The organism is Escherichia coli, from assembly GCF_036503815.1.
Classification (GTDB): Bacteria; Pseudomonadota; Gammaproteobacteria; order Enterobacterales; family Enterobacteriaceae; genus Escherichia; species Escherichia coli_F.
Window position 1 is genome coordinate 1,167,082 of sequence record NZ_AP027764.1, and the last position, 26,580, is coordinate 1,193,661.

Annotated in this window: 26 protein-coding genes, 5 tRNA genes and 1 pseudogene; 15 read left to right on the forward strand and 17 right to left on the reverse strand. The window is 51.7% G+C overall.

Annotated features, from left to right (window positions below):
- Positions 1–43: 43 nt before the first annotated feature.
- The 5 genes from gutM to srlA form a co-directional block, all read right to left on the reverse strand.
- A complete protein-coding gene (gutM, locus tag AABJ99_RS05585; protein WP_000252910.1) occupies positions 44–403 on the reverse strand; it encodes a transcriptional regulator GutM in 360 nt (119 codons plus the stop codon).
- 105 nt (positions 404–508) lie between these two features.
- Entirely contained in the window at positions 509–1,288 is a 780-nt protein-coding gene (gene srlD / locus AABJ99_RS05590; RefSeq protein ID WP_001077351.1) for a sorbitol-6-phosphate dehydrogenase, read from the reverse strand.
- A gap of 3 nt (positions 1,289–1,291) precedes the next feature.
- Entirely contained in the window at positions 1,292–1,663 is a 372-nt protein-coding gene (srlB, locus tag AABJ99_RS05595; protein WP_000216201.1) for a PTS glucitol/sorbitol transporter subunit IIA, read from the reverse strand.
- A gap of 10 nt (positions 1,664–1,673) precedes the next feature.
- Entirely contained in the window at positions 1,674–2,633 is a 960-nt protein-coding gene (gene srlE, locus AABJ99_RS05600; protein WP_039021025.1) for a PTS glucitol/sorbitol transporter subunit IIB, read from the reverse strand.
- The gene (gene srlA, locus AABJ99_RS05605) at positions 2,630–3,193 is read right to left on the reverse strand and encodes a PTS glucitol/sorbitol transporter subunit IIC (protein WP_000573321.1); all 564 of its coding nucleotides are present in this window, start codon (positions 3,191–3,193) and stop codon (positions 2,630–2,632) included. Before srlA ends, srlE begins: the two co-directional genes overlap by 4 nt.
- 255 nt (positions 3,194–3,448) lie before the next feature.
- Between srlA and mltB the strand changes: the two genes are divergently transcribed.
- On the forward strand, positions 3,449–4,534 hold the full coding sequence (gene mltB, locus AABJ99_RS05610; protein ID WP_039021026.1) for a lytic murein transglycosylase B: 1,086 nt from the start codon (positions 3,449–3,451) through the stop codon (positions 4,532–4,534).
- Between the two features lie 45 nt (positions 4,535–4,579).
- On the opposite strand, the gene AABJ99_RS05615 is transcribed toward mltB, so the two are convergent.
- Positions 4,580–4,813, reverse strand: coding sequence for a hypothetical protein (locus AABJ99_RS05615; RefSeq protein WP_223662847.1), 234 nt, complete (start codon positions 4,811–4,813; stop codon positions 4,580–4,582).
- A gap of 182 nt (positions 4,814–4,995) precedes the next feature.
- Here AABJ99_RS05615 and pncC point away from each other — a divergent pair, with 182 nt between their 5' ends.
- From pncC to luxS, 14 genes are all read left to right on the forward strand, one after another.
- Entirely contained in the window at positions 4,996–5,493 is a 498-nt protein-coding gene (gene pncC, locus AABJ99_RS05620; RefSeq protein ID WP_032184981.1) for a nicotinamide-nucleotide amidase, read from the forward strand.
- Positions 5,494–5,572: 79 nt separating this feature from the next.
- Positions 5,573–6,634 (forward strand): recombinase RecA, encoded by a 1,062-nt coding sequence (recA, locus tag AABJ99_RS05625; protein WP_000963143.1) that lies wholly within the window; start codon positions 5,573–5,575, stop codon positions 6,632–6,634.
- 67 nt (positions 6,635–6,701) lie between these two features.
- The gene (gene recX, locus AABJ99_RS05630) at positions 6,702–7,202 is read left to right on the forward strand and encodes a recombination regulator RecX (RefSeq protein WP_000140516.1); all 501 of its coding nucleotides are present in this window, start codon (positions 6,702–6,704) and stop codon (positions 7,200–7,202) included.
- Positions 7,203–7,329: 127 nt separating this feature from the next.
- Positions 7,330–9,960, forward strand: coding sequence for an alanine--tRNA ligase (gene alaS / locus AABJ99_RS05635; protein WP_000047170.1), 2,631 nt, complete (start codon positions 7,330–7,332; stop codon positions 9,958–9,960).
- 234 nt (positions 9,961–10,194) lie between these two features.
- Complete coding sequence (gene csrA / locus AABJ99_RS05640; protein WP_000906486.1) at positions 10,195–10,380, forward strand: carbon storage regulator CsrA; 186 nt, start codon at positions 10,195–10,197, stop codon at positions 10,378–10,380.
- 315 nt (positions 10,381–10,695) lie between these two features.
- Positions 10,696–10,788, forward strand: a tRNA-Ser gene (locus tag AABJ99_RS05645).
- Positions 10,789–10,791: 3 nt separating this feature from the next.
- Positions 10,792–10,868: transfer RNA gene (locus AABJ99_RS05650), tRNA-Arg, on the forward strand.
- 199 nt (positions 10,869–11,067) lie between these two features.
- Positions 11,068–11,144 (forward strand) — tRNA-Arg (locus AABJ99_RS05655).
- Between the two features lie 62 nt (positions 11,145–11,206).
- A tRNA-Arg gene (locus AABJ99_RS05660) sits at positions 11,207–11,283 on the forward strand.
- 102 nt (positions 11,284–11,385) lie between these two features.
- Positions 11,386–11,462: transfer RNA gene (locus AABJ99_RS05665), tRNA-Arg, on the forward strand.
- Positions 11,463–11,672: 210 nt separating this feature from the next.
- The gene (yqaB, locus tag AABJ99_RS05670; protein ID WP_039021923.1) at positions 11,673–12,239 is read left to right on the forward strand and encodes a fructose-1-phosphate/6-phosphogluconate phosphatase; all 567 of its coding nucleotides are present in this window, start codon (positions 11,673–11,675) and stop codon (positions 12,237–12,239) included.
- Complete coding sequence (yqaA, locus tag AABJ99_RS05675; protein ID WP_039021924.1) at positions 12,236–12,664, forward strand: YqaA family protein; 429 nt, start codon at positions 12,236–12,238, stop codon at positions 12,662–12,664. Before yqaB ends, yqaA begins: the two co-directional genes overlap by 4 nt.
- A gap of 72 nt (positions 12,665–12,736) precedes the next feature.
- On the forward strand, positions 12,737–14,293 hold the full coding sequence (gene gshA, locus AABJ99_RS05680) for a glutamate--cysteine ligase (protein WP_000611806.1): 1,557 nt from the start codon (positions 12,737–12,739) through the stop codon (positions 14,291–14,293).
- 149 nt (positions 14,294–14,442) lie between these two features.
- Entirely contained in the window at positions 14,443–14,958 is a 516-nt protein-coding gene (luxS, locus tag AABJ99_RS05685) for an S-ribosylhomocysteine lyase (RefSeq protein WP_039021925.1), read from the forward strand.
- A 44-nt stretch (positions 14,959–15,002) separates the two neighbouring features.
- Here luxS and AABJ99_RS05690 read toward each other — a convergent pair.
- From AABJ99_RS05690 to proV, 11 genes and pseudogenes are all read right to left on the reverse strand, one after another.
- Positions 15,003–16,116, reverse strand: a pseudogene (locus AABJ99_RS05690) (AAA family ATPase).
- On the reverse strand, positions 16,113–16,820 hold the full coding sequence (locus AABJ99_RS05695; protein ID WP_039021927.1) for an RNA ligase family protein: 708 nt from the start codon (positions 16,818–16,820) through the stop codon (positions 16,113–16,115). Before AABJ99_RS05695 ends, AABJ99_RS05690 begins: the two are co-directional and overlap by 4 nt.
- A 254-nt stretch (positions 16,821–17,074) precedes the next feature.
- Positions 17,075–18,613: a multidrug efflux MFS transporter permease subunit EmrB gene (gene emrB, locus AABJ99_RS05700; protein WP_032184969.1), complete on the reverse strand. Its 1,539-nt coding sequence runs from the start codon at positions 18,611–18,613 to the stop codon at positions 17,075–17,077.
- A 16-nt stretch (positions 18,614–18,629) separates the two neighbouring features.
- On the reverse strand, positions 18,630–19,802 hold the full coding sequence (emrA, locus tag AABJ99_RS05705) for a multidrug efflux MFS transporter periplasmic adaptor subunit EmrA (RefSeq protein ID WP_001295175.1): 1,173 nt from the start codon (positions 19,800–19,802) through the stop codon (positions 18,630–18,632).
- Between the two features lie 126 nt (positions 19,803–19,928).
- A complete protein-coding gene (gene emrR / locus AABJ99_RS05710; protein WP_000378442.1) occupies positions 19,929–20,459 on the reverse strand; it encodes a multidrug efflux transporter EmrAB transcriptional repressor EmrR in 531 nt (176 codons plus the stop codon).
- Between the two features lie 90 nt (positions 20,460–20,549).
- The gene (gene ygaH, locus AABJ99_RS05715; RefSeq protein ID WP_039021928.1) at positions 20,550–20,885 is read right to left on the reverse strand and encodes an L-valine transporter subunit YgaH; all 336 of its coding nucleotides are present in this window, start codon (positions 20,883–20,885) and stop codon (positions 20,550–20,552) included.
- A complete protein-coding gene (ygaZ, locus tag AABJ99_RS05720) occupies positions 20,875–21,612 on the reverse strand; it encodes an L-valine exporter subunit YgaZ (protein WP_000445658.1) in 738 nt (245 codons plus the stop codon). The genes ygaH and ygaZ overlap by 11 nt, the downstream gene beginning before the upstream one ends.
- A 123-nt stretch (positions 21,613–21,735) precedes the next feature.
- A complete protein-coding gene (locus tag AABJ99_RS05725) occupies positions 21,736–22,920 on the reverse strand; it encodes an MFS transporter (protein ID WP_039021929.1) in 1,185 nt (394 codons plus the stop codon).
- A gap of 191 nt (positions 22,921–23,111) precedes the next feature.
- A complete protein-coding gene (gene proX, locus AABJ99_RS05730) occupies positions 23,112–24,104 on the reverse strand; it encodes a glycine betaine/L-proline ABC transporter substrate-binding protein ProX (RefSeq protein WP_001216531.1) in 993 nt (330 codons plus the stop codon).
- A gap of 57 nt (positions 24,105–24,161) precedes the next feature.
- Entirely contained in the window at positions 24,162–25,226 is a 1,065-nt protein-coding gene (proW, locus tag AABJ99_RS05735; protein ID WP_000774978.1) for a glycine betaine/L-proline ABC transporter permease ProW, read from the reverse strand.
- Positions 25,219–26,421 carry a glycine betaine/L-proline ABC transporter ATP-binding protein ProV gene (gene proV / locus AABJ99_RS05740; RefSeq protein ID WP_000985497.1) on the reverse strand — a complete coding sequence of 401 codons (1,203 nt, stop codon included), beginning with the start codon at positions 26,419–26,421 and terminating at the stop codon, positions 25,219–25,221. The genes proW and proV overlap by 8 nt, the downstream gene beginning before the upstream one ends.
- Between the last annotated feature and the right edge of the window lie 159 nt (positions 26,422–26,580).

Genomic DNA, 26,580 nt, shown 5'->3' on the forward strand with positions numbered 1-26,580 from the left:
TTCAAAATGATAACTTCGCAAGCTAGTAACATTCACAACGAAATTATCCACGTTTCAGTTTAAGCGCCAATGATAGAGCATTCTGTGATAGTGGATCATGGGGAAAGATCACATCGGGCTGTAAATCAGCAGAATGCATGCCCGTAATTGCGGGAATTTTTTGCGGTCGGGCGAAGACAGTCAGTCCTTTCATAAACAAGGTGTCGACGATGCGCTGCTGATCGTCCAGGGCGATGGCGACCACGACCCGCGGTTTAAAGCGCCCGCTGGAACGGCCCACGCCAACCCGCCCTTGCTGGCATAGTGTGTCGAAGGCACGGTTAAAACGAGAAATTTGCCAGCCGCCTAAGGCCAGTTGCGCACACCAGGCGATAACGGCGACGGTGATGAGTGCAGATACCATAACCTCTCCTTAATGTAGTGGCGGAAGTCCTGTAGGCCTGATCAACGTAGCGCATCAGGCATTTTATGAGTCACGCGGAGATCCTTAAAGGATCTCCGCTGTTAATCAGAACATCACCTGACCGCCGGTGACATTAATCGACTGTCCGGTGCAGTACGACGCCTTAGGACTGGCGTAGAACAGCAGCATATTCAGCACATCCTGATAATCGCAGCCGCGTTTGAGCGGTACTTTGTCGATGTAATACTGCTCGACTTGATCCGGTTTGATACCCAGCTTGGTCGCGTATTGCGGCAACAATGACTGGAACATCGGTGATTTCAGCAGGTTACCGAGCATTAGTGAATGCACCGTAATGCCGTACTCCGCCAGATCCAGAGCCAGTGATTGAGTCAGTCCGACGCCACCAAATTTCGCGGCGCTATAACCAGAGTTGTGTTTGCTGCCCACTTTGCCGGATTTCGAGTTGATCTGAATAATGCGTCCTTGAATGCCGTCGCGGATCATCAAACGCGAAAATTCACGCGCACACAGGAAATAGCCCACCAGATTTACCTGTAGCGAGCGGTCAAAATCTCCAAGCTGGAAATCGCTGATAAAGGCTGCTTTTGCTATTCCGGCGCTGTAGACCAGTAAATCCACGCGACCAAAGATTTCATCTACCCCACGAGAGAGCGCCAGAACGCTCTGCTCGCTGGTGGCGTCAGCACCAAAACCGTACGCTGTTCCTTCACCATATTCGGCGTTAATTTCTTGCGCCACATTTGCAGCTTTGTCGCTCTGAATATCGACAACCGCGACGCGATACCCCTCGGCAGCCAGACCGTGGCACAGGAACGCGCCTAAGGTTTGCCCACCACCGATGACAACGGCAACCTGATTCATTTTTTACTCCTTAACAGATTCAAACTTCAAAACCGATCCCGGCGCGATATCGTCGGGTACAGGGCCTGCCACATGGACAGTGCCCGGAAATTCCGCTTCGTTTAAACCATCGAAGCGCAGGGTGACATGACCCAGTTCGCGAAGGTTGTCTTCCGCCACGCTGCCAACGGCGGTCACCGGATAGCGATGCTGCCCGAGCGAAAATTGCAAACCGGGATGGAGTGCACCTTTCAACTCGCCGTGGCAATGAATGAAGCAATACTCTTCGAGATCCGCAGGAGCGCCTTCACGAAAGGTGATGAGCATCTGGTCGCTGAGGGCGTCAGTGGCACTCGCGCCGATACGGGTGATGGTGGTCTGATAAATAACGGTCATGTTTCAGCCTCTATTGATAAATAAAACCGGAGACAAACCAGGCGATCAGTACAGTCGGCGCGCCGGTTAAAAAGCGGCTCACCAGTACAGAAGGGACACCGACGCGAACCGTGTCCTGACGGGCTTCCGCCAGCGACAAACCGACCGGGATGAAGTCGCAGGCCGCCTGCGCGTTGATGGCAAACAGTGCAGGTAAAGCCAGATGCGGCGGAATATTGCCGAGACCAATCTGCACGCCAATCAATACGCCGATAACCTGTGCGATAACTGCGCCTGGGCCGAGGAAAGGTGAAAGCAGCGGGAAGGAGCAGATGAGCGCCAGCATGACCAGACCCAGTGGATGGCTCGCCAGCGGAGCAAGACCGTGGGCAATCCAGTCACCAAGGCCAGAAGCCATAATGATGCCAATGAGCGCCGAGACGAACGCCATAAACGGCAGAATGGTTTTTAATACAGTGTCGATGGTGTCACGGCCAGATTGAAACAGCACGGCAACGGCAGAACCCATACCCATTCCCACCTTCGCCAGTAAACCATCGCTTTGTTCGGTGATTTTCTTGCTGGTGTCATAGTCACGGCCCACGGAAGAGGGTTGTGGTGTCGCATCACCCACTACAGTGATGTTTTCTTCTTTCACGCCAGAGACGTAAATATCTTCCACAATGTACTGCGCCAGCGGGCCGGACTTGCCCGTCGAGTGGATATTAATGGTGGGAATACGCCGTTTTGGATAGATGCCGCAGCGTAATGTGCCGCCACAGTCGATTACCGCGACACCAATTTCTGCCTCCGCGGGTTCACCTTCTTTAAATCCGTCGATAGCCTGCCAGCCAGTAAGCTGTGCCAGTTTGTCGACAATTGCAGGACGTGTACCGGCGGTGATATAGACGATTTTTTTTCCCGGCGTGACTTCCAGCTCAAGCGGGCCGCCCCAGCCACCCGTTCCTTTTTCGATCCGAATACGTGTCATGATGTTGCTCCTGCCAGGTGAACTTTTTGTTCAAGTTGAATGCCCATCTTTTTCTCAAAAATAGCGGTGGTCAGATCGGTTACCCAGCCGCGGAAGAAGTTGGTCACCAGACCAACCAGCAGATAGCTCACCGCCAGTGGGCCAAGTGGCAGGTTCAGCGTTGTCAGACCGCTGGCAATGCCAAGATAAACAAACAGTTCGCCAGGGTTGATATGGGGGAAGAGGCCATTCATTGAGTGACAGCTATAAGAGGCCGCCGCGTAATAGCTGGGTTTGTACTTTTCCGGCATAAAGCGACCCAGGCTTAAGGTCATCGGATTGCAAAAGACAAACGTGCCAATGCACGGTAACAGCAGGTAACGGGAAACAGGGTTACCGGCGCAACGTTGAGCAAAACGTTCAATACGATGCTGACCGATAAAATTAATCAGTGCGTTCATGATAACCAGCAGGCTAATCAACAGCGGAAGAATGCCGGTCACCATCCCGGTAAACACCTCTCCGCCCTTTTGGAACAGCCCGATAAACCACTCTGCACCATGAGTAATGGTTTCTATCATTGTTCTCTCCTTCAGGATTTATTGTTTTATTACCAAACGGCAACCTAATATAATCAGATTGAAAGATTTAAAAGTGTTATTTTGATCGCAAAATGAAAGATAAATATTTTAATTTGAAAGTTTGTATAAAAGGATAGTGAGGCGGATGAGTTGAGTTATGTAAAGTCCGTATCGGGCAGTGACTACCGCTTCCTTGTGCAGGGCGGGATGCTTTACCATACTTGCCCCTGGTTGAATTTGTTAAATGGACCCCTCATGTTCAAGCGTCGTTATGTAACATTGCTTCCCCTTTTTGTGTTGCTTGCCGCCTGTAGCAGCAAGCCAAAACCTACTGAGACTGAAACGACCACCGGAACGCCGTCTGGCGGCTTCCTGCTTGAGCCGCAGCACAATGTGATGCAGATGGGCGGCGATTTCGCTAACAACCCGAATGCCCAGCAGTTCATCGACAAAATGGTGAACAAACACGGTTTCAATCGTCAGCAGTTGCAGGAAATTCTCTCCCAGGCGAAACGTCTGGATTCGGTATTGCGGCTGATGGATAACCAGGCACCAACCACATCGGTGAAGCCGCCATCAGGTCCGAACGGCGCATGGCTGCGTTATCGCAAAAAATTTATTACGCCGGACAACGTGCAAAACGGCGTGGTTTTCTGGAATCAGTATGAAGATGCGCTGAATCGTGCGTGGCAAGTGTATGGCGTACCGCCAGAAATCATCGTCGGGATTATCGGCGTCGAAACTCGCTGGGGACGCGTGATGGGGAAAACTCGTATCCTCGATGCGCTGGCAACGTTGTCATTTAACTACCCACGCCGCGCGGAGTATTTCTCTGGTGAGCTGGAAACCTTCTTGCTGATGGCGCGCGATGAGCAGGACGATCCGCTCAATCTGAAAGGTTCCTTTGCCGGGGCGATGGGCTACGGTCAGTTTATGCCATCGTCTTATAAACAATATGCAGTGGATTTTAGCGGCGACGGGCATATCAACCTGTGGGATCCGGTTGATGCCATCGGTAGCGTGGCGAACTATTTCAAAGCGCACGGCTGGGTGAAAGGCGATCAGGTCGCAGTGATGGCAAACGGTCAGGCACCAGGCTTACCGAATGGCTTCAAAACCATGTACAGCATTTCACAACTTGCTGCAGCTGGACTAACGCCACAGCAGCCGCTGGGCAATCATCAGCAGGCCAGCTTACTGCGCCTGGATGTTGGCACCGGTTACCAGTACTGGTACGGTTTGCCGAACTTCTACACTATCACCCGTTACAATCACAGCACCCATTACGCAATGGCCGTCTGGCAGTTAGGACAAGCCGTGGCACTGGCGCGCGTTCAGTAACTCTTTGCAAGAGGGAGGTTAAACTTCCCTCTGTTTTCTTACTGTTTATTCGAATGACGTAATTGCTTGATTTTTTTTCGACAGCGATATCGCATATCCCAGGCAGACAACGCCTAACGCAGCCTGACCGAAGTCGAAAGGTTCAAGGTAGCCAGAAGATAAAATTTTACATATCACTGAAACCAGTGCGCCGATGCCACCAATGATGACCCAAATACGCATTTGCGTGGTTTGTTTAAGCACGTTTTGTGGCGTGTTATCCGTTTTCTTTGTTGCCATTGCTATTCTCTCCCTGTGAATACATATCAATGTGAACGCGGCATGGTAGCGCTTTTTCTTTACCGACTGGTCGCAACAGTCTTTTTCCGGAACGCAACTCGTAAAATCAATCGCTCGTCCCCATCTTCTGCGGGAAAGTGCTATCTTGTCCGGCATATATTTTTTGACTGACTGAGGTTGTGATGATTGACAGTGAACTGATGCAGTTAAGCGAACAGGTAGGGCAGGCGCTGAAAGCCCGTGGCGCAACCGTAACAACTGCCGAGTCTTGTACCGGCGGTTGGGTAGCGAAAGTGATTACCGATATTGCCGGTAGTTCCGCCTGGTTTGAACGCGGATTTGTCACCTACAGTAACGAAGCCAAAGCGCAGATGATCGGCGTACGCGAAGAGACGCTGGCGCAGCACGGCGCGGTGAGCGAACCCGTCGTGGTGGAAATGGCGATAGGCGCACTGAAAGCGGCTCGTGCTGATTATGCCGTGTCTATCAGCGGTATCGCTGGGCCGGATGGCGGCAGTGAAGAGAAACCTGTCGGCACTGTCTGGTTTGCTTTTGCCACTGCCCGCGGCGAAGGCATTACCCGCCGGGAATGCTTCAGCGGTGACCGTGATGCGGTGCGTCGTCAGGCTACTGCGTATGCATTGCAAACCTTGTGGCAACAATTTCTACAAAACACTTGATACTGTATGAGCATACAGTATAATTGCTTCAACAGAACATATTGACTATCCGGTATTACCCGGCATGACAGGAGTAAAAATGGCTATCGACGAAAACAAACAGAAAGCGTTGGCGGCAGCACTGGGCCAGATTGAGAAACAATTTGGTAAAGGCTCCATCATGCGCCTGGGTGAAGACCGTTCCATGGATGTGGAAACCATCTCTACCGGTTCGCTTTCACTGGATATCGCGCTTGGGGCAGGTGGTCTGCCGATGGGCCGTATCGTCGAAATCTACGGACCGGAATCTTCCGGTAAAACCACGCTGACGTTACAGGTGATCGCCGCAGCCCAGCGTGAAGGTAAAACCTGTGCGTTTATCGATGCTGAACACGCGCTGGACCCAATCTATGCACGTAAACTGGGCGTCGATATCGACAACCTGCTGTGCTCCCAGCCGGACACCGGCGAGCAGGCACTGGAAATCTGTGACGCTCTGGCGCGTTCTGGCGCAGTAGACGTTATCGTCGTTGACTCCGTGGCGGCACTGACACCGAAAGCGGAAATCGAAGGCGAAATCGGCGATTCTCACATGGGCCTTGCGGCACGTATGATGAGCCAGGCGATGCGTAAGCTGGCGGGTAACCTGAAGCAGTCCAACACGCTGCTGATCTTCATCAACCAGATCCGTATGAAAATTGGTGTGATGTTCGGTAACCCGGAAACGACTACCGGTGGTAACGCGCTGAAATTCTACGCTTCTGTTCGTCTCGACATCCGTCGCATCGGCGCGGTGAAAGAGGGCGAAAACGTGGTGGGTAGCGAAACCCGCGTGAAAGTGGTGAAGAACAAAATCGCTGCGCCGTTTAAACAGGCTGAATTCCAGATCCTCTACGGCGAAGGTATCAACTTCTACGGCGAACTGGTTGACCTGGGCGTGAAAGAGAAGCTGATCGAGAAAGCGGGCGCGTGGTACAGCTACAAAGGTGAGAAGATCGGTCAGGGTAAAGCGAATGCGACTGCCTGGCTGAAAGACAACCCGGAAACTGCGAAAGAGATCGAGAAGAAAGTACGTGAGTTGCTGCTGAGCAACCCGAACTCAACGCCGGATTTCTCTGTAGATGACAGCGAAGGCGTAGCAGAAACTAACGAAGATTTTTAATTGTCTTGTTTGATACACAAGGGTCGCATCTGCGGCCCTTTTGCTTTTTAAGTTGTAAGGGTATGCCATGACAGAATCAACATCCCGTCGCCCGGCATATGCTCGCCTGTTGGATCGTGCGGTACGTATTCTGGCGGTGCGCGATCACAGTGAGCAAGAACTGCGGCGTAAACTCGCGGCACCGATCATGGGCAAAAATGGCCCCGAAGAGATTGATGCCACGGTAGAAGATTACGAGCGTGTTATTGCCTGGTGCCATGAACATGGCTATCTCGATGACAGCCGATTTGTTGCGCGCTTTATCGCCAGCCGTAGCCGCAAAGGTTATGGACCTGCGCGTATTCGCCAGGAACTGAATCAGAAAGGTATTTCCCGCGAAGCGACAGAAAAAGCGATGCGTGAATGTGACATCGACTGGTGCGCACTGGCGCGCGATCAGGCGACGCGAAAATATGGCGAACCTTTGCCAACTGTCTTTTCAGAAAAAGTTAAGATCCAGCGTTTTCTGCTCTATCGCGGCTATCTGATGGAGGATATCCAGGATATTTGGCGAAATTTTGCCGACTGAACGCATACGGTATTTTACTTCCCAGTCAAGAAAACTTATCTTATTCCCACTTTTCAGTTACCAGCCCGGCGGTTAAGACACGCTGTAGCTGGTGGCGATATTTCGTTAGCTTGATTTCAGGATAATTATGAGCAAGAGCACCGCTGAGATCCGTCAGGCGTTTCTCGACTTTTTCCATAGTAAGGGACATCAGGTAGTTGCCAGCAGCTCCCTGGTACCCCATAACGACCCAACTTTGTTGTTTACCAACGCCGGGATGAACCAGTTCAAGGATGTGTTCCTTGGGCTCGACAAGCGTAATTATTCCCGCGCTACCACTTCCCAACGCTGCGTGCGTGCAGGTGGTAAACACAACGACCTGGAAAACGTCGGTTACACCGCGCGTCACCATACCTTCTTCGAAATGCTGGGCAACTTCAGCTTCGGCGACTATTTCAAACACGATGCTATTCAGTTTGCATGGGAACTGCTGACCAGCGAAAAATGGTTTGCCCTGCCGAAAGAGCGTCTGTGGGTTACCGTCTATGAAAGCGACGACGAAGCCTACGAAATCTGGGAAAAAGAAGTAGGGATCCCGCGCGAACGTATTATTCGCATCGGCGATAACAAAGGTGCGCCATACGCATCTGACAACTTCTGGCAGATGGGTGACACTGGTCCGTGTGGCCCGTGCACCGAAATCTTCTACGATCATGGCGACCACATTTGGGGTGGCCCTCCGGGAAGTCCGGAAGAAGACGGCGACCGTTACATTGAGATTTGGAACATCGTCTTCATGCAGTTCAACCGCCAGGCAGATGGCACGATGGAACCGCTGCCGAAGCCGTCTGTAGATACCGGTATGGGTCTGGAGCGTATTGCTGCGGTGCTGCAACACGTTAACTCTAACTATGACATTGACCTGTTCCGCACGCTGATCCAGGCAGTAGCGAAAGTCACTGGCGCGACCGATCTGAGCAATAAATCACTGCGCGTAATCGCTGACCACATTCGTTCTTGTGCGTTCCTGATCGCGGATGGCGTAATGCCGTCCAACGAAAACCGTGGTTATGTACTGCGTCGTATCATTCGTCGCGCAGTGCGTCACGGCAATATGCTCGGCGCGAAAGAAACCTTCTTCTACAAACTGGTTGGTCCGCTGATCGACGTTATGGGATCTGCAGGTGAAGACCTGAAACGCCAGCAGGCGCAGGTTGAGCAGGTGCTGAAGACTGAAGAAGAGCAGTTTGCCCGCACGCTGGAACGCGGTCTGGCGCTGCTGGACGAAGAGCTGGCGAAACTTTCTGGCGATACGCTGGATGGCGAAACTGCTTTCCGTCTGTATGACACCTACGGTTTCCCGGTTGACCTGACGGCTGATGTTTGTCGTGAACGCAACATCAAAGTTGACGAAGCTGGTTTTGAAGCAGCAATGGAAGAGCAGCGTCGTCGTGCGCGCGAAGCCAGTGGCTTTGGTGCCGATTACAACGCAATGATCCGTGTTGACAGTGCATCTGAATTTAAAGGCTATGACCATCTGGAACTGAACGGCAAAGTGACTGCGCTGTTTGTTGATGGTAAAGCGGTTGATGCCATCAATGCAGGCCAGGAAGCTGTGGTCGTGCTGGATCAAACGCCATTCTATGCGGAATCTGGCGGTCAGGTTGGCGATAAAGGTGAACTGAAAGGCGCTAACTTCTCCTTTGCGGTGGAAGATACGCAGAAATACGGCCAGGCGATTGGTCATATCGGTAAACTTGCTGCGGGTTCTCTGAAAGTGGGCGACGCGGTGCAGGCTGATGTTGATGAGGCTCGTCGCGCTCGTATTCGTCTGAATCACTCCGCAACGCACCTGATGCACGCTGCGCTGCGCCAGGTTTTGGGTACTCATGTATCGCAGAAAGGTTCACTGGTTAACGACAAAGTGCTGCGCTTCGACTTCTCACACAACGAAGCGATGAAACCAGAAGAGATTCGTGCGGTTGAAGACCTGGTGAACGCGCAGATTCGCCGTAACTTGCCGATCGAAACCAACATCATGGATCTCGAAGCGGCGAAAGCGAAAGGTGCGATGGCGCTGTTTGGCGAGAAGTATGATGAGCGCGTACGCGTGCTGAGCATGGGCGATTTCTCCACCGAGCTGTGTGGCGGTACTCACGCAAGCCGCACCGGTGATATTGGTCTGTTCCGCATCATCTCTGAATCGGGTACTGCTGCAGGTGTTCGTCGTATCGAAGCGGTAACCGGAGAAGGCGCTATCGCCACCGTCCATGCAGACAGCGATCGCTTAAGCGAAGTCGCACATCTGTTGAAAGGCGATAGCAATAATCTGGCTGATAAAGTGCGCTCAGTACTGGAACGTACGCGTCAGCTGGAAAAAGAGTTACAACAGCTTAAAGAACAAGCTGCCGCACAGGAGAGCGCAAATCTTTCCAGTAAGGCAATTGATGTTAATGGTGTTAAGCTGTTGGTTAGCGAGCTTAGCGGTGTTGAGCCGAAAATGTTGCGTACCATGGTTGACGATTTAAAAAATCAGCTGGGGTCGACAATTATCGTGCTGGCAACGGTAGCCGAAGGTAAGGTTTCTCTGATTGCAGGCGTATCTAAGGACGTCACAGATCGTGTGAAAGCAGGGGAACTGATTGGTATGGTCGCTCAGCAGGTGGGCGGCAAGGGTGGTGGACGTCCTGACATGGCGCAAGCCGGTGGTACGGATGCTGCGGCCTTACCTGCAGCGTTAGCCAGTGTGAAAGGCTGGGTCAGCGCGAAATTGCAATAATATAAGCGTCAGGCAATGCCGTGGACTCGCTTCACGGCATTCGCATTAACGCTATCGACAACGATAAAGTCAGGTTGAAGTTGTGTATATCGGCTAAACTTAGGTTTAACAGAATGTAATGCCATGACTGCTTACATGTAATGTGTTTGTCATTGCTTACTTTTTGGCGTTATATGATGGATAATGCCGGGATACAGAGAGACCCGACTCTTTTAATCTTTCAAGGAGCAAAGAATGCTGATTCTGACTCGTCGAGTTGGTGAGACCCTCATGATTGGGGATGAGGTCACCGTGACAGTTTTAGGGGTAAAGGGCAACCAGGTACGTATTGGCGTAAATGCCCCGAAGGAAGTTTCTGTTCACCGTGAAGAGATCTACCAGCGTATCCAGGCTGAAAAATCCCAGCAGTCCAGTTACTAATCTTTCCGCGTCTCATCTTTATCGGTGAGACGCACCCTCAAAATTCCTCCTTCACTCCATTGTTTTTTCGCTTTACTCCCGTTCATTCAACTTTAGTCTCCATTTTTTTGCATTACTGCTATCTGTCAGACCTCCGTTTTTCTGTTGATAAAACACTCTTTTTGACGTTTTTACAGACTAATTGAGCGTGAAGTGTGCAAACGATAAAAGTGTGGGAAAAATTGTTTGACTTATAAGTCTCAGAAAGTAATATGTGCGCCACGCAGCGACGATGAGCGATAAACAAGTTCTTCGAAGCACTCGTAAGAGGCGTGTGGTGAGGTGGCCGAGAGGCTGAAGGCGCTCCCCTGCTAAGGGAGTATGCGGTCAAAAGCTGCATCCGGGGTTCGAATCCCCGCCTCACCGCCATTTGCATCCGTAGCTCAGCTGGATAGAGTACTCGGCTACGAACCGAGCGGTCGGAGGTTCGAATCCTCCCGGATGCACCATATTCTACGAAATCTTCAGCGATGAAGGTGTCGAAGAGGTGGCGGTACTAACCGCAAGCACCAGGGAGGATAACGTTGCTTTAGCAACGGCCCGAAGGGCGAGCCGTAAGGCGAGTAATCCTCCCGGATGCACCATCTCTTACTTGATACGGCTTTAGTAGCGGTATCAAAAAATCTGCAGTAAAGTAAGTTTCCCGATGCATCCGTAGCTCAGCTGGATAGAGTACTCGGCTACGAACCGAGCGGTCGGAGGTTCGAATCCTCCCGGATGCACCATCTCTTACTTGATATGGCTTTAGTAGCGATATCAATATCAGCAGTAAAATAAATTTCCCGATGCATCCGTAGCTCAGCTGGATAGAGTACTCGGCTACGAACCGAGCGGTCGGAGGTTCGAATCCTCCCGGATGCACCATATTCTCCGTAATCATCAGTGATGATGGTTAAGATGGATTTTCTTATTTGATATGGCTTTAGTAGCGGTATCAATATCAGCAGTAAAATAAGTTTTCCCGATGCATCCGTAGCTCAGCTGGATAGAGTACTCGGCTACGAACCGAGCGGTCGGAGGTTCGAATCCTCCCGGATGCACCATATTCTCCGTAACCTTCAGCAATGAACGTATCGAAGAGGTAGCGGTACTAACCGCAGGCACCATCTTCTCCCACAAATTTCCTTCAAAAATATTTCATTTCTAAATAACTACTTTATCTATAACCTGAATATTCTTCTCCTTCGCCATCAGCGACAAAATCAAGCAATTACGCTAAAGTAGCGTCATATTTTTCGACTTGCGAGAAGACCATGTACGAGCGTTATGCAGGTTTAATTTTTGATATGGATGGCACAATCCTGGATACGGAGCCTACGCACCGTAAAGCGTGGCGCGAAGTATTAGGACACTATGGTCTTCAGTACGATGTTCAGGCGATGATTGCGCTTAATGGCTCGCCCACGTGGCGCATTGCTCAGGCGATTATTGAACTGAATCAGGCCGATCTCGACCCGCATGCGCTGGCGCGTGAAAAAACAGAAGCAGTCAGAAGCATGTTACTCGATAGCGTCGAACCACTCCCCCTTGTTGAAGTGGTGAAAAGCTGGCACGGACGTCGACCAATGGCTGTAGGAACGGGGAGTGAAAGCGCCATCGCTGAGGCACTGCTAACGCACCTGGGATTACGCCGTTATTTTGACGCCGTCGTTGCTGCCGATCACGTCAAACATCATAAACCTGCGCCAGACACATTTTTGTTGTGCGCGCAGCATATGGGCGTGCAACCAACACAGTGTGTGGTCTTTGAAGATGCTGATTTCGGTATTCAGGCGGCCCGTGCTGCAGGCATGGACGCTGTGGATGTTCGCTTGCTGTGAGTGAAGCTTTATCGCTTTTATCGTTGTTTGCCAGTAGTTTCCTCAGCGCTACACTATTACCCGGTAATTCCGAAGTCGTGCTGGTTGCAATGTTGCTTTCCGGGGTAAGTCATCCCTGGGTTTTAGTGTTAACAGCAACAATGGGTAATAGCCTTGGAGGGTTAACTAACGTTATCCTTGGGCGTTTCTTTCCATTGCGTAAAACATCGCGCTGGCAAGAGAAAGCTACTGGTTGGCTGAAACGCTATGGTGCAGTCACGCTATTATTAAGCTGGATGCCCGTGGTTGGTGATTTACTGTGTCTGTTAGCGGGATGGATGCGCATCTCCTGGGGGCCAGTAATCTTTTTTTTGTGTCTTGGTAAAGCGTTACGTTATGTTGCAGTTGCAGCAGCGACCGTTCAGGGCATGATATGGTGGCACTAATTGTAGGCCTGCACACATGGTCACCATTACAGTTATGCTAATTAAAACGATTTTGACAGGCGGGAGGTCAATTTGATCCCGGACGTATCACAGGCGCTGGCCTGGCTGGAAAAACATCCTCAGGCGTTAAAGGGGATACAGCGTGGGCTTGAGCGCGAAACTTTGCGTGTTAATGCTGATGGCACACTGGCAACAACAGGTCATCCTGAAGCATTAGGTTCCGCACTGACGCATAAATGGATTACTACCGATTTTGCGGAAGCATTGCTGGAATTTATTACACCAGTGGATGGTGATATTGAACATATGCTGACCTTTATGCGCGATCTGCATCGCTATACGGCGCGCAATATGGGCGATGAGCGGATGTGGCCGTTAAGTATGCCATGCTATATCGCAGAAGGTCAGGACATCGAACTGGCACAGTACGGCACTTCTAACACCGGACGCTTTAAAACGCTGTACCGTGAAGGGCTGAAAAATCGCTATGGCGCGCTGATGCAAACCATTTCCGGCGTGCACTACAATTTCTCTTTGCCCATGGCATTCTGGCAAGCGAAGTGCGGCGATATCTCGGGCGCTGATGCCAAAGAGAAAATTTCTGCGGGCTATTTCCGCGTTATTCGCAATTACTATCGTTTCGGTTGGGTCATTCCTTATCTGTTTGGCGCGTCTCCGGCGATTTGTTCTTCTTTCTTGCAAGGAAAACCAACGTCGCTGCCGTTTGAGAAAACTGAGTGCGGTATGTATTACCTGCCGTATGCGACCTCTCTTCGTTTGAGCGATCTTGGCTATACCAACAAATCGCAAAGCAATCTTGGTATCACCTTTAACGATCTCTACGAGTACGTAGCGGGCCTTAAACAGGCAATCAAAACGCCATCGGAAGAGTACGCAAAGATTGGTATTGAGAAAGACGGTAAGCGGTTGCAAATCAACAGCAATGTGCTGCAGATTGAAAACGAACTGTACGCGCCTATTCGTCCAAAACGCGTTACCCGCAGCGGCGAGTCGCCTTCTGATGCACTGTTACGTGGCGGCATTGAATATATTGAAGTGCGTTCGCTGGACATCAACCCGTTCTCGCCGATTGGTGTAGATGAACAACAGGTGCGATTCCTCGACCTGTTTATGGTCTGGTGTGCGCTGGCTGATGCACCGGAAATGAGCAGTAGCGAACTTGCCTGTACACGCGTTAACTGGAACCGGGTGATCCTCGAAGGTCGCAAACCGGGCCTGACGCTGGGTATCGGCTGCGAAACCGCGCAGTTCCCGTTGCCGCAGGTGGGGAAAGATTTGTTCCGCGATCTAAAACGCGTGGCGCAAACGCTGGATAGCATTAACGGCGGCGAAGCGTACCAGAAAGTGTGTGATGAACTGGTCGCCTGCTTCGATAATCCCGATCTGACTTTCTCTGCCCGTATCTTAAGGTCTATGATTGATACTGGTATTGGCGGAACAGGTAAAGCGTTTGCTGAAGCGTACCGTAATCTGCTGCGTGAAGAGCCGCTGGAAATTCTGCGTGAAGAGGATTTTGTAGCCGAGCGCGAGGCGTCTGTACGCCGTCAGCAGGAAATGGAAGCCGCTGATACCGAACCGTTTGCGGTGTGGCTGGAAAAACACGCCTGACAGAAAAGAAAAAGGCCACTCGTGAGTGGCCAAAATTTCATCTCTGAATTCAGGGATGATGATAACAAATGCGCGTCTTTCATATACTCAGACTCGCCTGGGAAGAAAGAGTTCAGAAAATTTTTAAAAAAATTACCGGAGGTGGCTAAATGCCGTTGTTAGATAGCTTCACAGTCGATCATACCCGGATGGAAGCGCCTGCAGTTCGGGTGGCGAAAACAATGAACACCCCGCATGGCGACGCAATCACCGTGTTCGATCTGCGCTTCTGCGTGCCGAACAAAGAAGTGATGCCAGAAAGAGGGATCCATACCCTGGAGCACCTGTTTGCTGGTTTTATGCGTAACCATCTTAACGGTAATGGCGTTGAGATTATCGATATCTCGCCAATGGGCTGCCGCACCGGTTTTTATATGAGTCTGATTGGTACGCCAGATGAGCAGCGTGTCGCTAATGCCTGGAAAGCGGCAATGGAAGACGTGCTGAAAGTGCAGGATCAGAATCAGATCCCGGAACTGAACGTCTACCAGTGTGGTACTTATCAGATGCATTCGTTGCAGGAAGCGCAGGATATTGCGCGTAATATCCTGGAACGTGACGTACGCATCAACAGCAACGAAGAGTTGGCGCTGCCGAAAGAAAAGTTGCAGGAATTGCACATCTAGTCAATTGAAGAGGCCGGGCAGGTGATATCACCGCCCGGTTTTTATTACCTGTCAGTCACCCGATATTCCACGCTATGTGCTTCATCAGGTTGAGGAACTTCCAGCCTTGAGGCCATCCGCATCACGACCGCTTCAGGAACGGCATACTCGCGCCTGGCATTTTGCTGCTTCCATTGCGCCCACGGTACTTCCAGATAAACGATTTTTACTCGTGCACCGTAAGCCGTAAACAGACTGATGAGCTGGCTACGCAACTGGCGGGTAATGTTCGTTGCATTCCAGATGAACGGCTTCTTCTGGCGTAAAAAAACGCGCGCTTCTTCTTTTGCCTGTTGCACAATACGCCCGGTGGCGGTTTTGTCGTCCGGACTGGCATTGATTCGCCGCCGCATATCATCAAGGCTGATAACGTTCACTCTCTGGCACTGTTCACTGATAAAGCGATCTTTGCCCATACCCGGTAAACCACACAGCAAAATAACCTCAAAAGATTCAGCCTCCCAGGGAACAAAATCAGGAGAACTTTGTTCATGGGTCAGGTAATGCCAGCGTGCGGAATCCGAAGCGAATGAACGCACTTTTTCCCCAGCATTGTTGCTCCTGGCAAAATAGCTCGAACAGCTCGATGCGTTCCAGCATTGATTGCTGATCATGACAATGGCGACCAAGCAGATCGGCACGAGCAAGCAAAGCGAGCAGACGTGTGTCGATACGCATTGCAGCCGTGAGCAGCAAACGCTCCGGTTCCGGACGTTCCAGTAACCATAGCGGTAACCCATGCAGACGCACCAGTGCAACAATTTGCTCGCGTAGCACGAACGGCGTCGGGATATCGCGCCATAAAATTTGTCGGGCCGTCAATTCACCCCGACGAGCATGGCCTGGAGACTGAATACGTCCGTTTTCCTGCACGGTAGTACTGCGCTTTTCAACGTCATGCAATAACGCCGCCGCCCATAAAATTTCCTGCTGCTGAGCGGGGAGTTGCTGAAACTCAGCCATCGCAACGAGTGCATTCAGCACCATTTCAGTATGCACACCAACGTCGCCTTCACCATGATGCTCCGGGGCTTGCGGCGTGTTATGCATATCCTCAACCCAGCTAAAACGCTGGCGTAGCGTCGACCAGCGTTTGTCGTCGGTAAGTTGCCAAATCATGACTGTTCTCCATAAGCGAACTCATGGGCCATCCGCGCCCGTCGCCAGTGGCGTTTCCAGTGCTCGGTGGTTTTGACATGATTTTTGCGTACATACTTGAAGACGTTATGCGAAAAGTCAGCGACGGAAAACGCATCACTATTCCGGCTGACAATGCCTTCCAGCGTACAGGGTTGCCCGGTTTGCGTATCCCAGGGATCGAACGCGCCGCGCGCATTGGTCAGCGCCAGAAAATCACGTTGCCAGCTTTTTTCATCATTCCCCGGCTGCGGGCCGGAGATTTCGGGAACGCAGGGGAAATCAAACAGAGCGGCGTAAAACTGCACCTCTTCCCAGCTCAGCCATATATCCTGGCAGCGAACGGCAAACAGATAAAAATCCTGCTCCAGGGCGCGATATTCAATCGAATGAACGGCATAAAGATTTTCACCAAACAACTCCAGATCGCCGAGATCGTTTTTCAGCAGTTGCCAGCGTTGGCGAATTTTATAGGTCCATGCCGATTGTGTAGGCGCGGCATGGGAACGGGCAAACACGCCGTAGCGGTTAAGGCAGTTATTTTCACCGTCGAGTTTTTCTGTGTGCACCAATTGCGTGATGGCCTGTAAATCCTGCCAGTAATCGGTGTTAATACGGTCATCGCTGGTGGTGCCAGGGGAGAAGGGGTAATGCCAGGTTCTCCCGTATTTACGTTGGGTATTCATAATAATCCATTATTTTTTGTGTAATAAACGTACGCCCGCGAGGGTGCGAGTTATGGGGTTAAAAAAATGTGAGTATCACCCGCGAAAGCGAGGGCGAAGAAAAAAGTGAGTTAACAACCTGAGCGAATGCTCAGAACCGGTTAATGGTGAATGGAAGAGTTTGGGGCGGCGAAAAGATACACCGTTTGAGATGATAAAACAACCGTTTACAGAATGAGCAAATAAAAAGGGAGCCGCAGCTCCCTTTAACAACCTTAGTGCGCACCGCCCGCACCGCCACCTGCGCCAAATGGCGGTTTAGCAAACCACACCAGCCCCAGCAGGACGAGGAATATCCCGGCTGACATCCAGAAGATCTCATTGGCGGAAATAATCAGCCCCTGATTAGTGATCTGCTGGGCAATCCAGCCTGATGCCTGTTGTTGCGTCATCCCCAGCCCTTCCAGTTGGCTGTACATCGCCTGAGCGTTCGGGTTAAACGGGTTTACCGACTCGGTTAACTGTGCGTGGTGCATCGACTCGCGGTTAGTCCACATGGTGGTGGTGATGGATGTGCCGATAGACCCCGCCAGCGTTCGCGTAAAGTTAGAGAGGCTCGATGCCGCCGCCAGTCGTTCCGGTGGCAAACCAGACAGCGTAATGGTGGTCAGCGGCATAAAGAAGCAGGCCACTGCGAAGCCCTGGATAAACTGCGGCCAGGCCGACGCGCCAAAATCCATACCCGGTTCAAAGGTATAAGCACGCCAGTAGAAGCAGACGGCATACATGATAAAGCTGAAGGTTACCAGTCGCCGCATATCCAGTTTATGCGCGAAGCGGCCGATAATCGGCGACAGGATCACCGGAATAATCCCTACCGGCGCAGAGGCCAAACCTGCCCAGGTCGCCGTGTAACCGTAGACCTCCTGCAACAACTGCGGCAGCAGAACAATCGCGCCGAAGTAGAGCATATACGCGAGGCTGATACACAAGCAGCCGATGGTGAAGTTGCGCGACTTAAACAACGACAGATCGACTATCGGGTTATCGTCGGTCAGCTCCCAGACAATCAGGAAGCAGATAGCCACCACCGCCACCACGGTGAGAATGATAATTTCCTGTGATGAGAACCAGTCCAGCTCTTTACCCCGGTCGAGCATAATCTGCAGGCTGCCGATGCCAATTACCAGCAGCGCCAGCCCCACGGCATCAATCCGCCGCCGTTCGGTGCGGGTTTCGCGTCCGCGCAGGGTTTGCAGTGTCATCAACACCACCGCCACGCCAATCGGCACGTTGATGAAGAATATCCAGCCCCAGTGGTAATTATCGCTGATATAACCGCCGAGGATCGGGCCGCAAATTGGCGCGACAATCACCGTCATCGACCACAACGCCAGCGCGATCGAGCGTTTTGCTGGCGGGTAGTTATTCAGTAACAGACTTTGCGAAAGCGGGATCAGCGGCCCAGCGACAATCCCCTGAATCACGCGGAAGAAGATCAGCATATTCAGGCTGCTGGAGACACCACACGCCCACGACGCAATAGCAAAGGCGATGGTTGACCAGAGGAACAGTTTCACTTCCCCGACGCGCTTTGCCAGCCAGCCGGTAAGCGGGATCGAGATGGCATTCGCCACCCCGAAAGAAGTGATTACCCACGTTCCCTGGCTGAGCGATGAGCCCAGATTCCCGGCGATAGTGGGGATCGCCACGTTAGCAATGGTGGAGTCTAGCACCTGCATGAATGTCGCCAGTGACAGCGCAATCGTCATAATGACCAGTTGCGCGCCTTCCAGCGGTTTTTGCTGTTGCATCACACGCACCTCTGGATTAGCCAGCGTTAGCTTTTACGATATCGTCGATCAGTTTATTGACAGGTGCCAGGCTGATTTCACGCGCGGTGCTTACCGCTACCGGTGTGGAACGTACTTTATTTGCCAGTACCTGACCGTCACGGTTAGTGGTATTGACGCTCACCAGCGTGGACAAACCGATACGCAGCGGGTATTGCTCGAGCTGTTTCTGGTCCAGTTCAATACGAACAGGCAGACGCTGAACGACTTTGATCCAGTTACCGGTGGCGTTTTGCGCCGGAAGCAGCGAGAACGCGCTACCTGTCCCCATATCCAGACCAACCACTTTACCGGTGTATTTCACATCATCGCCGTAAATATCGGTGGTGATGGTGACCGGCTGACCGATACGCATATTGGCAATCTGCGTTTCTTTAAAGTTGGCATCCACCCACATATTGGTGGCTGGAACGACCGCCATCAGCGGCGTCGTTGGGCTAATTTGCGCGCCAGGCTGTACTGCGCGGCGGGAGACATAACCGGTCATCGGGCTGACAATACGGGTACGCTCCAGCGCCAGCCAGGCGTTACGTACTTCGGTGGCAGCCTGTTGCACGGCAGGCTGATCTTCCAGTTTAGTCCCCAGAATCATCGCCTGATTGGCATTGTATTGTTGAATGGCGACATCCAATTGCGCCTGGGCACTGGTCACCGCGTCGCGGGCGTGTTGCAGCTCTTCGCGACCAATCAGGTTGGCATTGCCCAGCGGCACACGGCGGTTGTAGTCGCTTTGTGCTTTCGCGAGGGCGATTTTTTGCACCTCAATATTCGCCTGCAACTGTTTGCTGTTAATCATCAGCTGGTGAGTTTGGCGAACGCTTGAAGCCAGTGCAGTTTTGGCTTTTTCAAACGCCTGGCGAGCATCTGTCGGGTCGAGAGTGACCAGCACATCGCCTTCTTTTACAAAATCGGTGTTATCGGCCCAGACTTTCGTCACGCTGCCAGACACCTGAGACATAATTTGAATCTGATTCCCTGCCACGTATGCGTCATCGGTTTCTTCGAAATGACGCAGTACCAAAAACCAATAAATCCCTATCGCTACGGCAATAATTATAAAGAGCAAGGTGAGAAGGAGGAGCAGACGCTTACGTTTGCCGCTCTTCTTTACCGGTTGCTGCGGGGTTTGAGTCTCCGCATTTGCGCTCATATTGTTCTCCACGATCTTCTTAACTCATCGGCTGAGCCGACCTGCTTGCCAAAAAGGCCAGCATGTTGCGATGCTGGCCAGTCATTTTTTCTGTTATAAATCTGGATTTTTGAGCGAGATGACGCGTTAGCTCATCGCTTCGAGAACCACACCGTCTTGTTCCATCTGGTCGAGACGGGAGAGCAATTTGCGGGTGATTTGCTCGAGCTGATCTTTTTCTGTTGTGCTGAGCGCGGACCAGAGTTGATGCAGGCAATTATGCTGCGGTGGTAAAACTTCGCGCAAAAACTCGTGACCTTTTTCCGTTAATTGCAGATGCAGGCAGCGGCGATCGTTATCGCTTTCACGACGTTCGATCCAACCGCGTTTTTCCAGTTCATCGGCAATACGCGTCGCGTTGGTACGGGATGATCCAAGAGCACAACTCAATTCAGAAGGCTGAATACTGTGGTTTTCCTGAGACTCCAGCGTAATCAACGCCATAAACAACGTCTCGTTAATCCCCTGAGCCTTCAGCATTTTATTGCGGTTCTCCAGCAGCTTGCTTTGCATGTGCATGCAAAGACGAGTCAGAAGGATCTCCTGATAAGGAAAATCTTCGTGGCGGCTGGCGCGAAATTTTAGCATTTGTTCAATGGGCGTAAACGAACTATCCATTTGGGTATGACCTCATTAATTTCAGCCGATATAGTAACGACAGTGACAAATAAAGTAAATGTATTGTTTTAGAAAAATGATTCTTGTGGGTTATATAATCGCCATCACTTTCCAGGCGAGCCCATAGGCCAGCGCACTAAGCAGTGTTGGGATGATAATGCTGCGTGTTTTATAGAAACTGGCACCCAGTACCGCGAAGCCGACCAGAGTGGGCACGAAACGGCGTATATCGTGCATCACTTCTGGTGCGGTAGAGACAACCAGCAGAGCGCATATCGAGGCGATGCCAATGGTGTCGAGCAAAATACCTACCGCGCCACGTTTGGTTGGGCGGGCATTACCCACACGCAGGCGCAGCGGCAAATAGCGGAAGCAATAATTCGCCGCGCCAACCAGTAACCCAAGCAGCAGAACCTCATAGCTCATCGGGCGCTCCTTGCCAGAATGCCTGGATTAACGCAGTGAGGCAGCCACAGACAATGCCTGCCAGAATGGCGACGGGAATAGAAAATAGCGTTACGCCTGCAAGGGCACCAACTAACGCTGCGGTAACGCAAAGAGATTGTTTGCGCTGGAAAGAGGCGAGCAGGAAACTCATAAAGAGTGCCGGAAGCATAAAACCTAATGCTGCTTCAACGGCGGGATATCCTTGCAGCAAGCCGCTGCCGGAGAATGCCCCTATTACCGTACCAAATACCCACGATGACCATGAACTGAAGGCAATGCCGATCATCCAGTTCTCGCTCCAGCGGCGATTATTGCGTACCAGTTTTGCGGTTGCGGCGGCAAAAACCTCATCCGTCAGGCCAAACGCCCACAGGGCGGTTTTCGATTTTTGCAGACGCTGAATAATACGGCTACGCAGTGACGGGCCATACAAAACATGGCGAACATCCATTGCCATGACGGTCAGTGCAGCAACCCACAAACTACTCCCGGCTGCCAGCATCGCGGTAATGACGAACTGGCTCGCGCCTGCATAAATGATGCAGGAGAAAAAAACGCTTTCGAGAGGAGAGAATCCCAGACGGGTCGCATTCAGACCGAACGCAAAGGCCACCGGAATATAACTAATAACAATCGGTAAACTGTCTTTGCATCCTTCCATGAAGGTCGCCGAACCAGGAGCAGGCTGTGGAGTAGGGCTTTCCATAGAGTGTACGCTTAACGATTGTTAATATTATAAATAGACTGAATGAATATCTTAACCTTATCAGACTGATGGGCTTCTTAACACCCTTATAAGTGTAAAGCCACGAAAACGGTTGCTGATTGCTTAATTTGCGGCTTCCTGACGATGAAAACCTCGCCACCAGACCAGTAAGTTAACCAGGGCAATCGTCGCGCCAGCCAGACAAACGCCAGCCCAACCGCCATGTTGCCAGGCTGAGGCTGAAATTAGCGAACCGGCGGCACCGCCAATGAAGTAGCTGGTCATGTAACCTGCGGTCAGGCGATTACGCGCATCAGGGTGTATTCGATAAATTACCGTCTGGTTAGTGATATGCACGCCCTGCACGGTGAGATCCAGCACCAGGATGCCGATAATCAAGGCCAGTACGGAAGTGTGACCAAACCAGATCGCCAGCCATGAAAGTAACAGCAGCAGCAGGCCGAAAGTTGTGGTGAGGTGTGATTTGCCCTTATCGGCAAAACCGCCCGCCGGACGAGCGCCTAACGCTCCGGCAGCTCCCGCGAGTCCAAACAGACCAATTACGCCATCGCTGTAATTAAAAGGCGGAGCGGCGAGCAAAAAGGCCATTGAGGTCCAGAGAATGCTGAAGTTGGCAAAGGTCAGGCAGCCCAGCAACGCGCGGGTGCGCAGAATTTTATCGCTGATAAACATGCTGAAAACGGAACCAAGCAACTGTGGGTAGTTGAGGTGGGTTTCTGATTTCATTTGTGGCAGACCACGCCATAATGCCAGCGCCATCAGTGCCATTAACACCGAGGCAACCCAAAAGACGGTGCGCCAGCCGCCGAGGTTTGCCAGCAAACCGGCAACGGTTCGTGCCAGCAAGATCCCCAACAGCAGCCCGCTCATAATGGTGCCGACCACTTTGCCGCGTTTGTCCGGTGAAGCCAGCGTCGCTGCCAGCGGAACCAGAATTTGTGCCACGACCGAGAATAAACCGGTTAATGCCGTACCGAGGATCATCATCGCCAGCGACTGACTGCTGGCGGTAATCAACATACCGCCCGCTGCCAGTAAGGTCATCGAGACAATCAGGCGGCGGCGTTCAAACACATCACCGAGGGGAACAAGAAACAGCAGACCTGCGGCATAGCCCAACTGCGCGGCGGTAACAATAAAGCCCGCCGAACTGGCGGAAAGGGAAAAGTTACGCGCGATGGTGTCGAGTAATGGCTGGGCGTAATAGTTACTGGCTACCGCCAGACCGGTGGCGATAGACATCAGCACGATCAGTGCCGGGCTAAGCTCATGATTAGGTTTAGTCATTATTTTTGTTCATCAGGTGATGATTAAGCTGGAAATCAATAATAGCGGATGTTGATGAATATGGGATGAAAGATAGATTGTTGAAATGTGCGGTGTGGTTTGTAGGCATGATAAGACGCGGCCGCATCGCATCAGGCATTGTGTACAGAGCGGCGGATGAGGCAAAAGCGCCTTATCCGCCCGAATAAAAATTACTTCTGCGCTGCCAGCGCCTCATTCACCCAGCCATCGAACTGCTGCTGGTGGGCTTTGATCCAGCCATCAACGTGGCCCTGAATATCGCCTTCTGAGGCTTTGCCGTCATGCATAATGGCGTTCTGGGCGTTAATATCTGCCACTGGTAACTGCATAATGGCAAACAGTTTCGCTGCTGCCGGGTTTTTCTCGGCCCAGGCTTTGTTGGCAACGATATGCATGGTACTGACCGGGAAGCCGTAATTCGCGCCATTCGGCAGTTTGGTATCGGCATTTTTATCGCCCGGCAGTGCGGAGAACGGCACCTGCAACCAGACCACATCTTTCCCCGGTTTCAGTTCGTTACTCACCCAGTACGGCGTCCAGGTGTAGTAAAACACCGGCTTACCCTCTTTGTAACGACTGATGGTGTCAGCCATCATCGCTGCGTAGTTCCCCTGATTATGCGTCACGGTATTGGTCAGTCCATACGCGGCAAGCTGGTGGTTGATCGCACCTTCGCAGCCCCAGCCTGGGTTACAGCCGGTTAAATCCGCTTTACCGTCGCCGTTGGTATCGAACAGTTTGGCGATCTTCGGATCTTTCAGTTGCGCGATGTTGGTAATTTTATACTGGTCGGCGGTTTTCTTATCGATCAGGTAACCCTGTGCCGCGCCGTTAACAAATACTCCTTCACGATAAAATTTCTTATCGCCACCGGCAGCTTCGTACATGTTGTCATGCAGTGGCGTCCAGTTCACGGCGGTGAAGGTTGCATCGCCGGAAGCAAGCGAGGTGTAGCCAACGTTGTAATCCACTTCGCTGGGTTTATTGACGGTATAACCTAATTTCTCCAGTGCACGACTGACCAGCAGCGTCTGGAAGGTTTCTTCAGTGATGGTGCTCTGAACTGGATTAACAGTAATGCCTTTGCCCGGCAGATCGGCAGCAAAAGTTTGTGTAGAGATAAGCGTGGCAAACGCTGTCGCAAAAAGTACGCTATGTCGCATTGTTATTCCTTTTTTTGGCAGGGTGATAATGCCCGGCGTCACCGGGCAAGTGCAGAGTTACTTAATGAATGGGCGGGTCAGCAGACCGACAGGGCCAGTGGTGTACCAGCGACGGTTGCCGCGACTGCGTGAGTCGCGCCCAACGGCCTGCGTCAGGCGGTCGAGGATAATGGCGAGGATCACAATCCCGACGCCGCCAACGGTGGCAAGGCCCATATCCAGACGACCGATACCGCGAAGTACCATCTGACCCAGCCCACCGACGGCAATCATCGAGGCAATGACCACCATAGAAAGGGCCAGCATCAGCGTCTGGTTAACACCCGCCATAATGGTCGGCATCGCCAGCGGTAACTGAACTTTGAACAGCATCTGCCGCGGGCTGGCACCGAATGAGCGCGAGGCTTCAATTAAATCCGCCGGAACCTGGTTAATACCAAGAATCGTCAGACGGATAATCGGCGGCAGAGCAAAGATTATAGTCACCACTACGCCCGGCACGTTGCCGATGCCAAACAGCATGACGATTGGCACCAGATAAACAAACGCTGGCGTGGTCTGCATGGCATCAAGCAGTGGACGAATAATTTTCGCCGCTCGCGGACTTCTCGCCAGCCAGATCCCCAACGGCAAACCGATGACGATACAGAACAGCAGGGCGGTTAACACCAGCGCCAGAGTAACCATTGCCTGTGACCAGGCACCGATTGCGCCGATGGCAATCAGCGAAACCAGCGTCGCCACGCCCATTCCGACACCGGAAATTTGCCAGGCGATGAGAGCGAAAACGATAATCGCCACCGGCGCGGGCATACCCAGCAGCAATTGCTGGAAACCGTTGAGGATGTAATCGACCGGAACGCGCACGCCCTGGAAGACGGGACGGAAATGGGTAACGACCCAGTCGATCCCTTCAGTGACCCAACTGTCGAGCGGGATCAGCGTTTTATGGAACGGATCGAGAATATTAAAATGTTCGACGTTTGGCGCAGGCGTACTGGTCAGCCAGTCAGCGCCACCGCCGTCAGTCGGTGCAGTCGCCGGTGTACCCCAGGCGTCTGCGGATTGTGCAGCACTGTCCGCCGCTGGCGTGGTATCCCACGGATTATTTTGATCAGCCATTATTTACCCCCTCACGATCTAAAGCGCGCAGCAGCATTCCTTTCGAAATGATGCCGACATACTGTTGGTCCTCGTCGACCACGGGCACCGCACAGGGCGCTTGTCCGACATGAGAGAGCAACTCGCTAAGAGGCGTTTGCGCATCGACTGCTAATGGCGCATCAATCAGCGCCGCATCAAGACCTTGCTGCTGCGTTAACGCGGTTTTAAGCGAATCGATAGACACTGCACCGACAAATCTATTACCGCGTTCGATAACGTAGCCATATTCGCGATCTTCATCCTGCAATAATTTCAGTGCAGAACGCGGGCCGAAGCCGGGGGTTTTACGAATTAAGCCGTTCGGTGTACGACGGGCAATATCTTTTGCACTGAACACCTGGCTAATATCGACGCCACGGAAGAAGGTTCGGACATAATCATTCGCCGGATTATTGAGAATTTCATCCGGTGTGCCAACCTGCACCACTTCACCATTTTGCATAATGGCAATTCGGTCGCCAATACGCATAGCTTCGTCGAGATCGTGAGAAATAAAGACAATGGTACGTTGATGTTTCGCCTGTAATTTTACCAGCTCATCCTGCATCTCAGTGCGAATTAATGGATCAAGCGCCGAGAAGGCTTCGTCCATTAATAATATATCCGGATTAATTGCTAATGCGCGTGCTAATCCGACGCGTTGACGCATCCCACCAGAGAGCTCGTCCGGGTAGCTATGGGCATAATTTTCCAGCCCGACCTGACGCAGTGCATCAAGGGCTTTTTCCCGGCGTTCTTCGGCATTAATTCCGGCCAATTCCATACCGAATGCAGTATTGTCCAGCACGGTCATATGCGGCATTAAGGCAAAGGACTGGAAGACCATCGCAATCTTTTTTCTGCGCACCTCACGGAGTTCGGCGTCGGATATTTTGGCAATATCCACACCATCAATCAGCACTTGCCCGCGGGTGGGTTCAATCAGGCGATTGAGAAGGCGTACCATTGTGGATTTACCCGAACCGGATAATCCCATGATGACAAATATCTCGCCTTCTTCAATGGCCAGACTGGCGTCTTTTACGCCAAGCGATAGCCCGGTTTTTTCCAGAATTTGTTCTTTTGAAAGTCCTTGTTCGATATATTTGAACGCTCGCTGAGGATGCTCGCCAAATATTTTATAGAGATTTTTAATTTCTAATTTAATTGCCATGCAATAGAAAGATTCCTGTTATTTGTTTATGTCGATACATTACCCAATGGAAATAGTCACTTTTTTCTACCCTAACATACTGAGAATCTGAGGCAACCCCTGATGGCAAATGTGGCATGAATATTGATGCGAGCAAATCGCCGGAATTTCCCATGATAT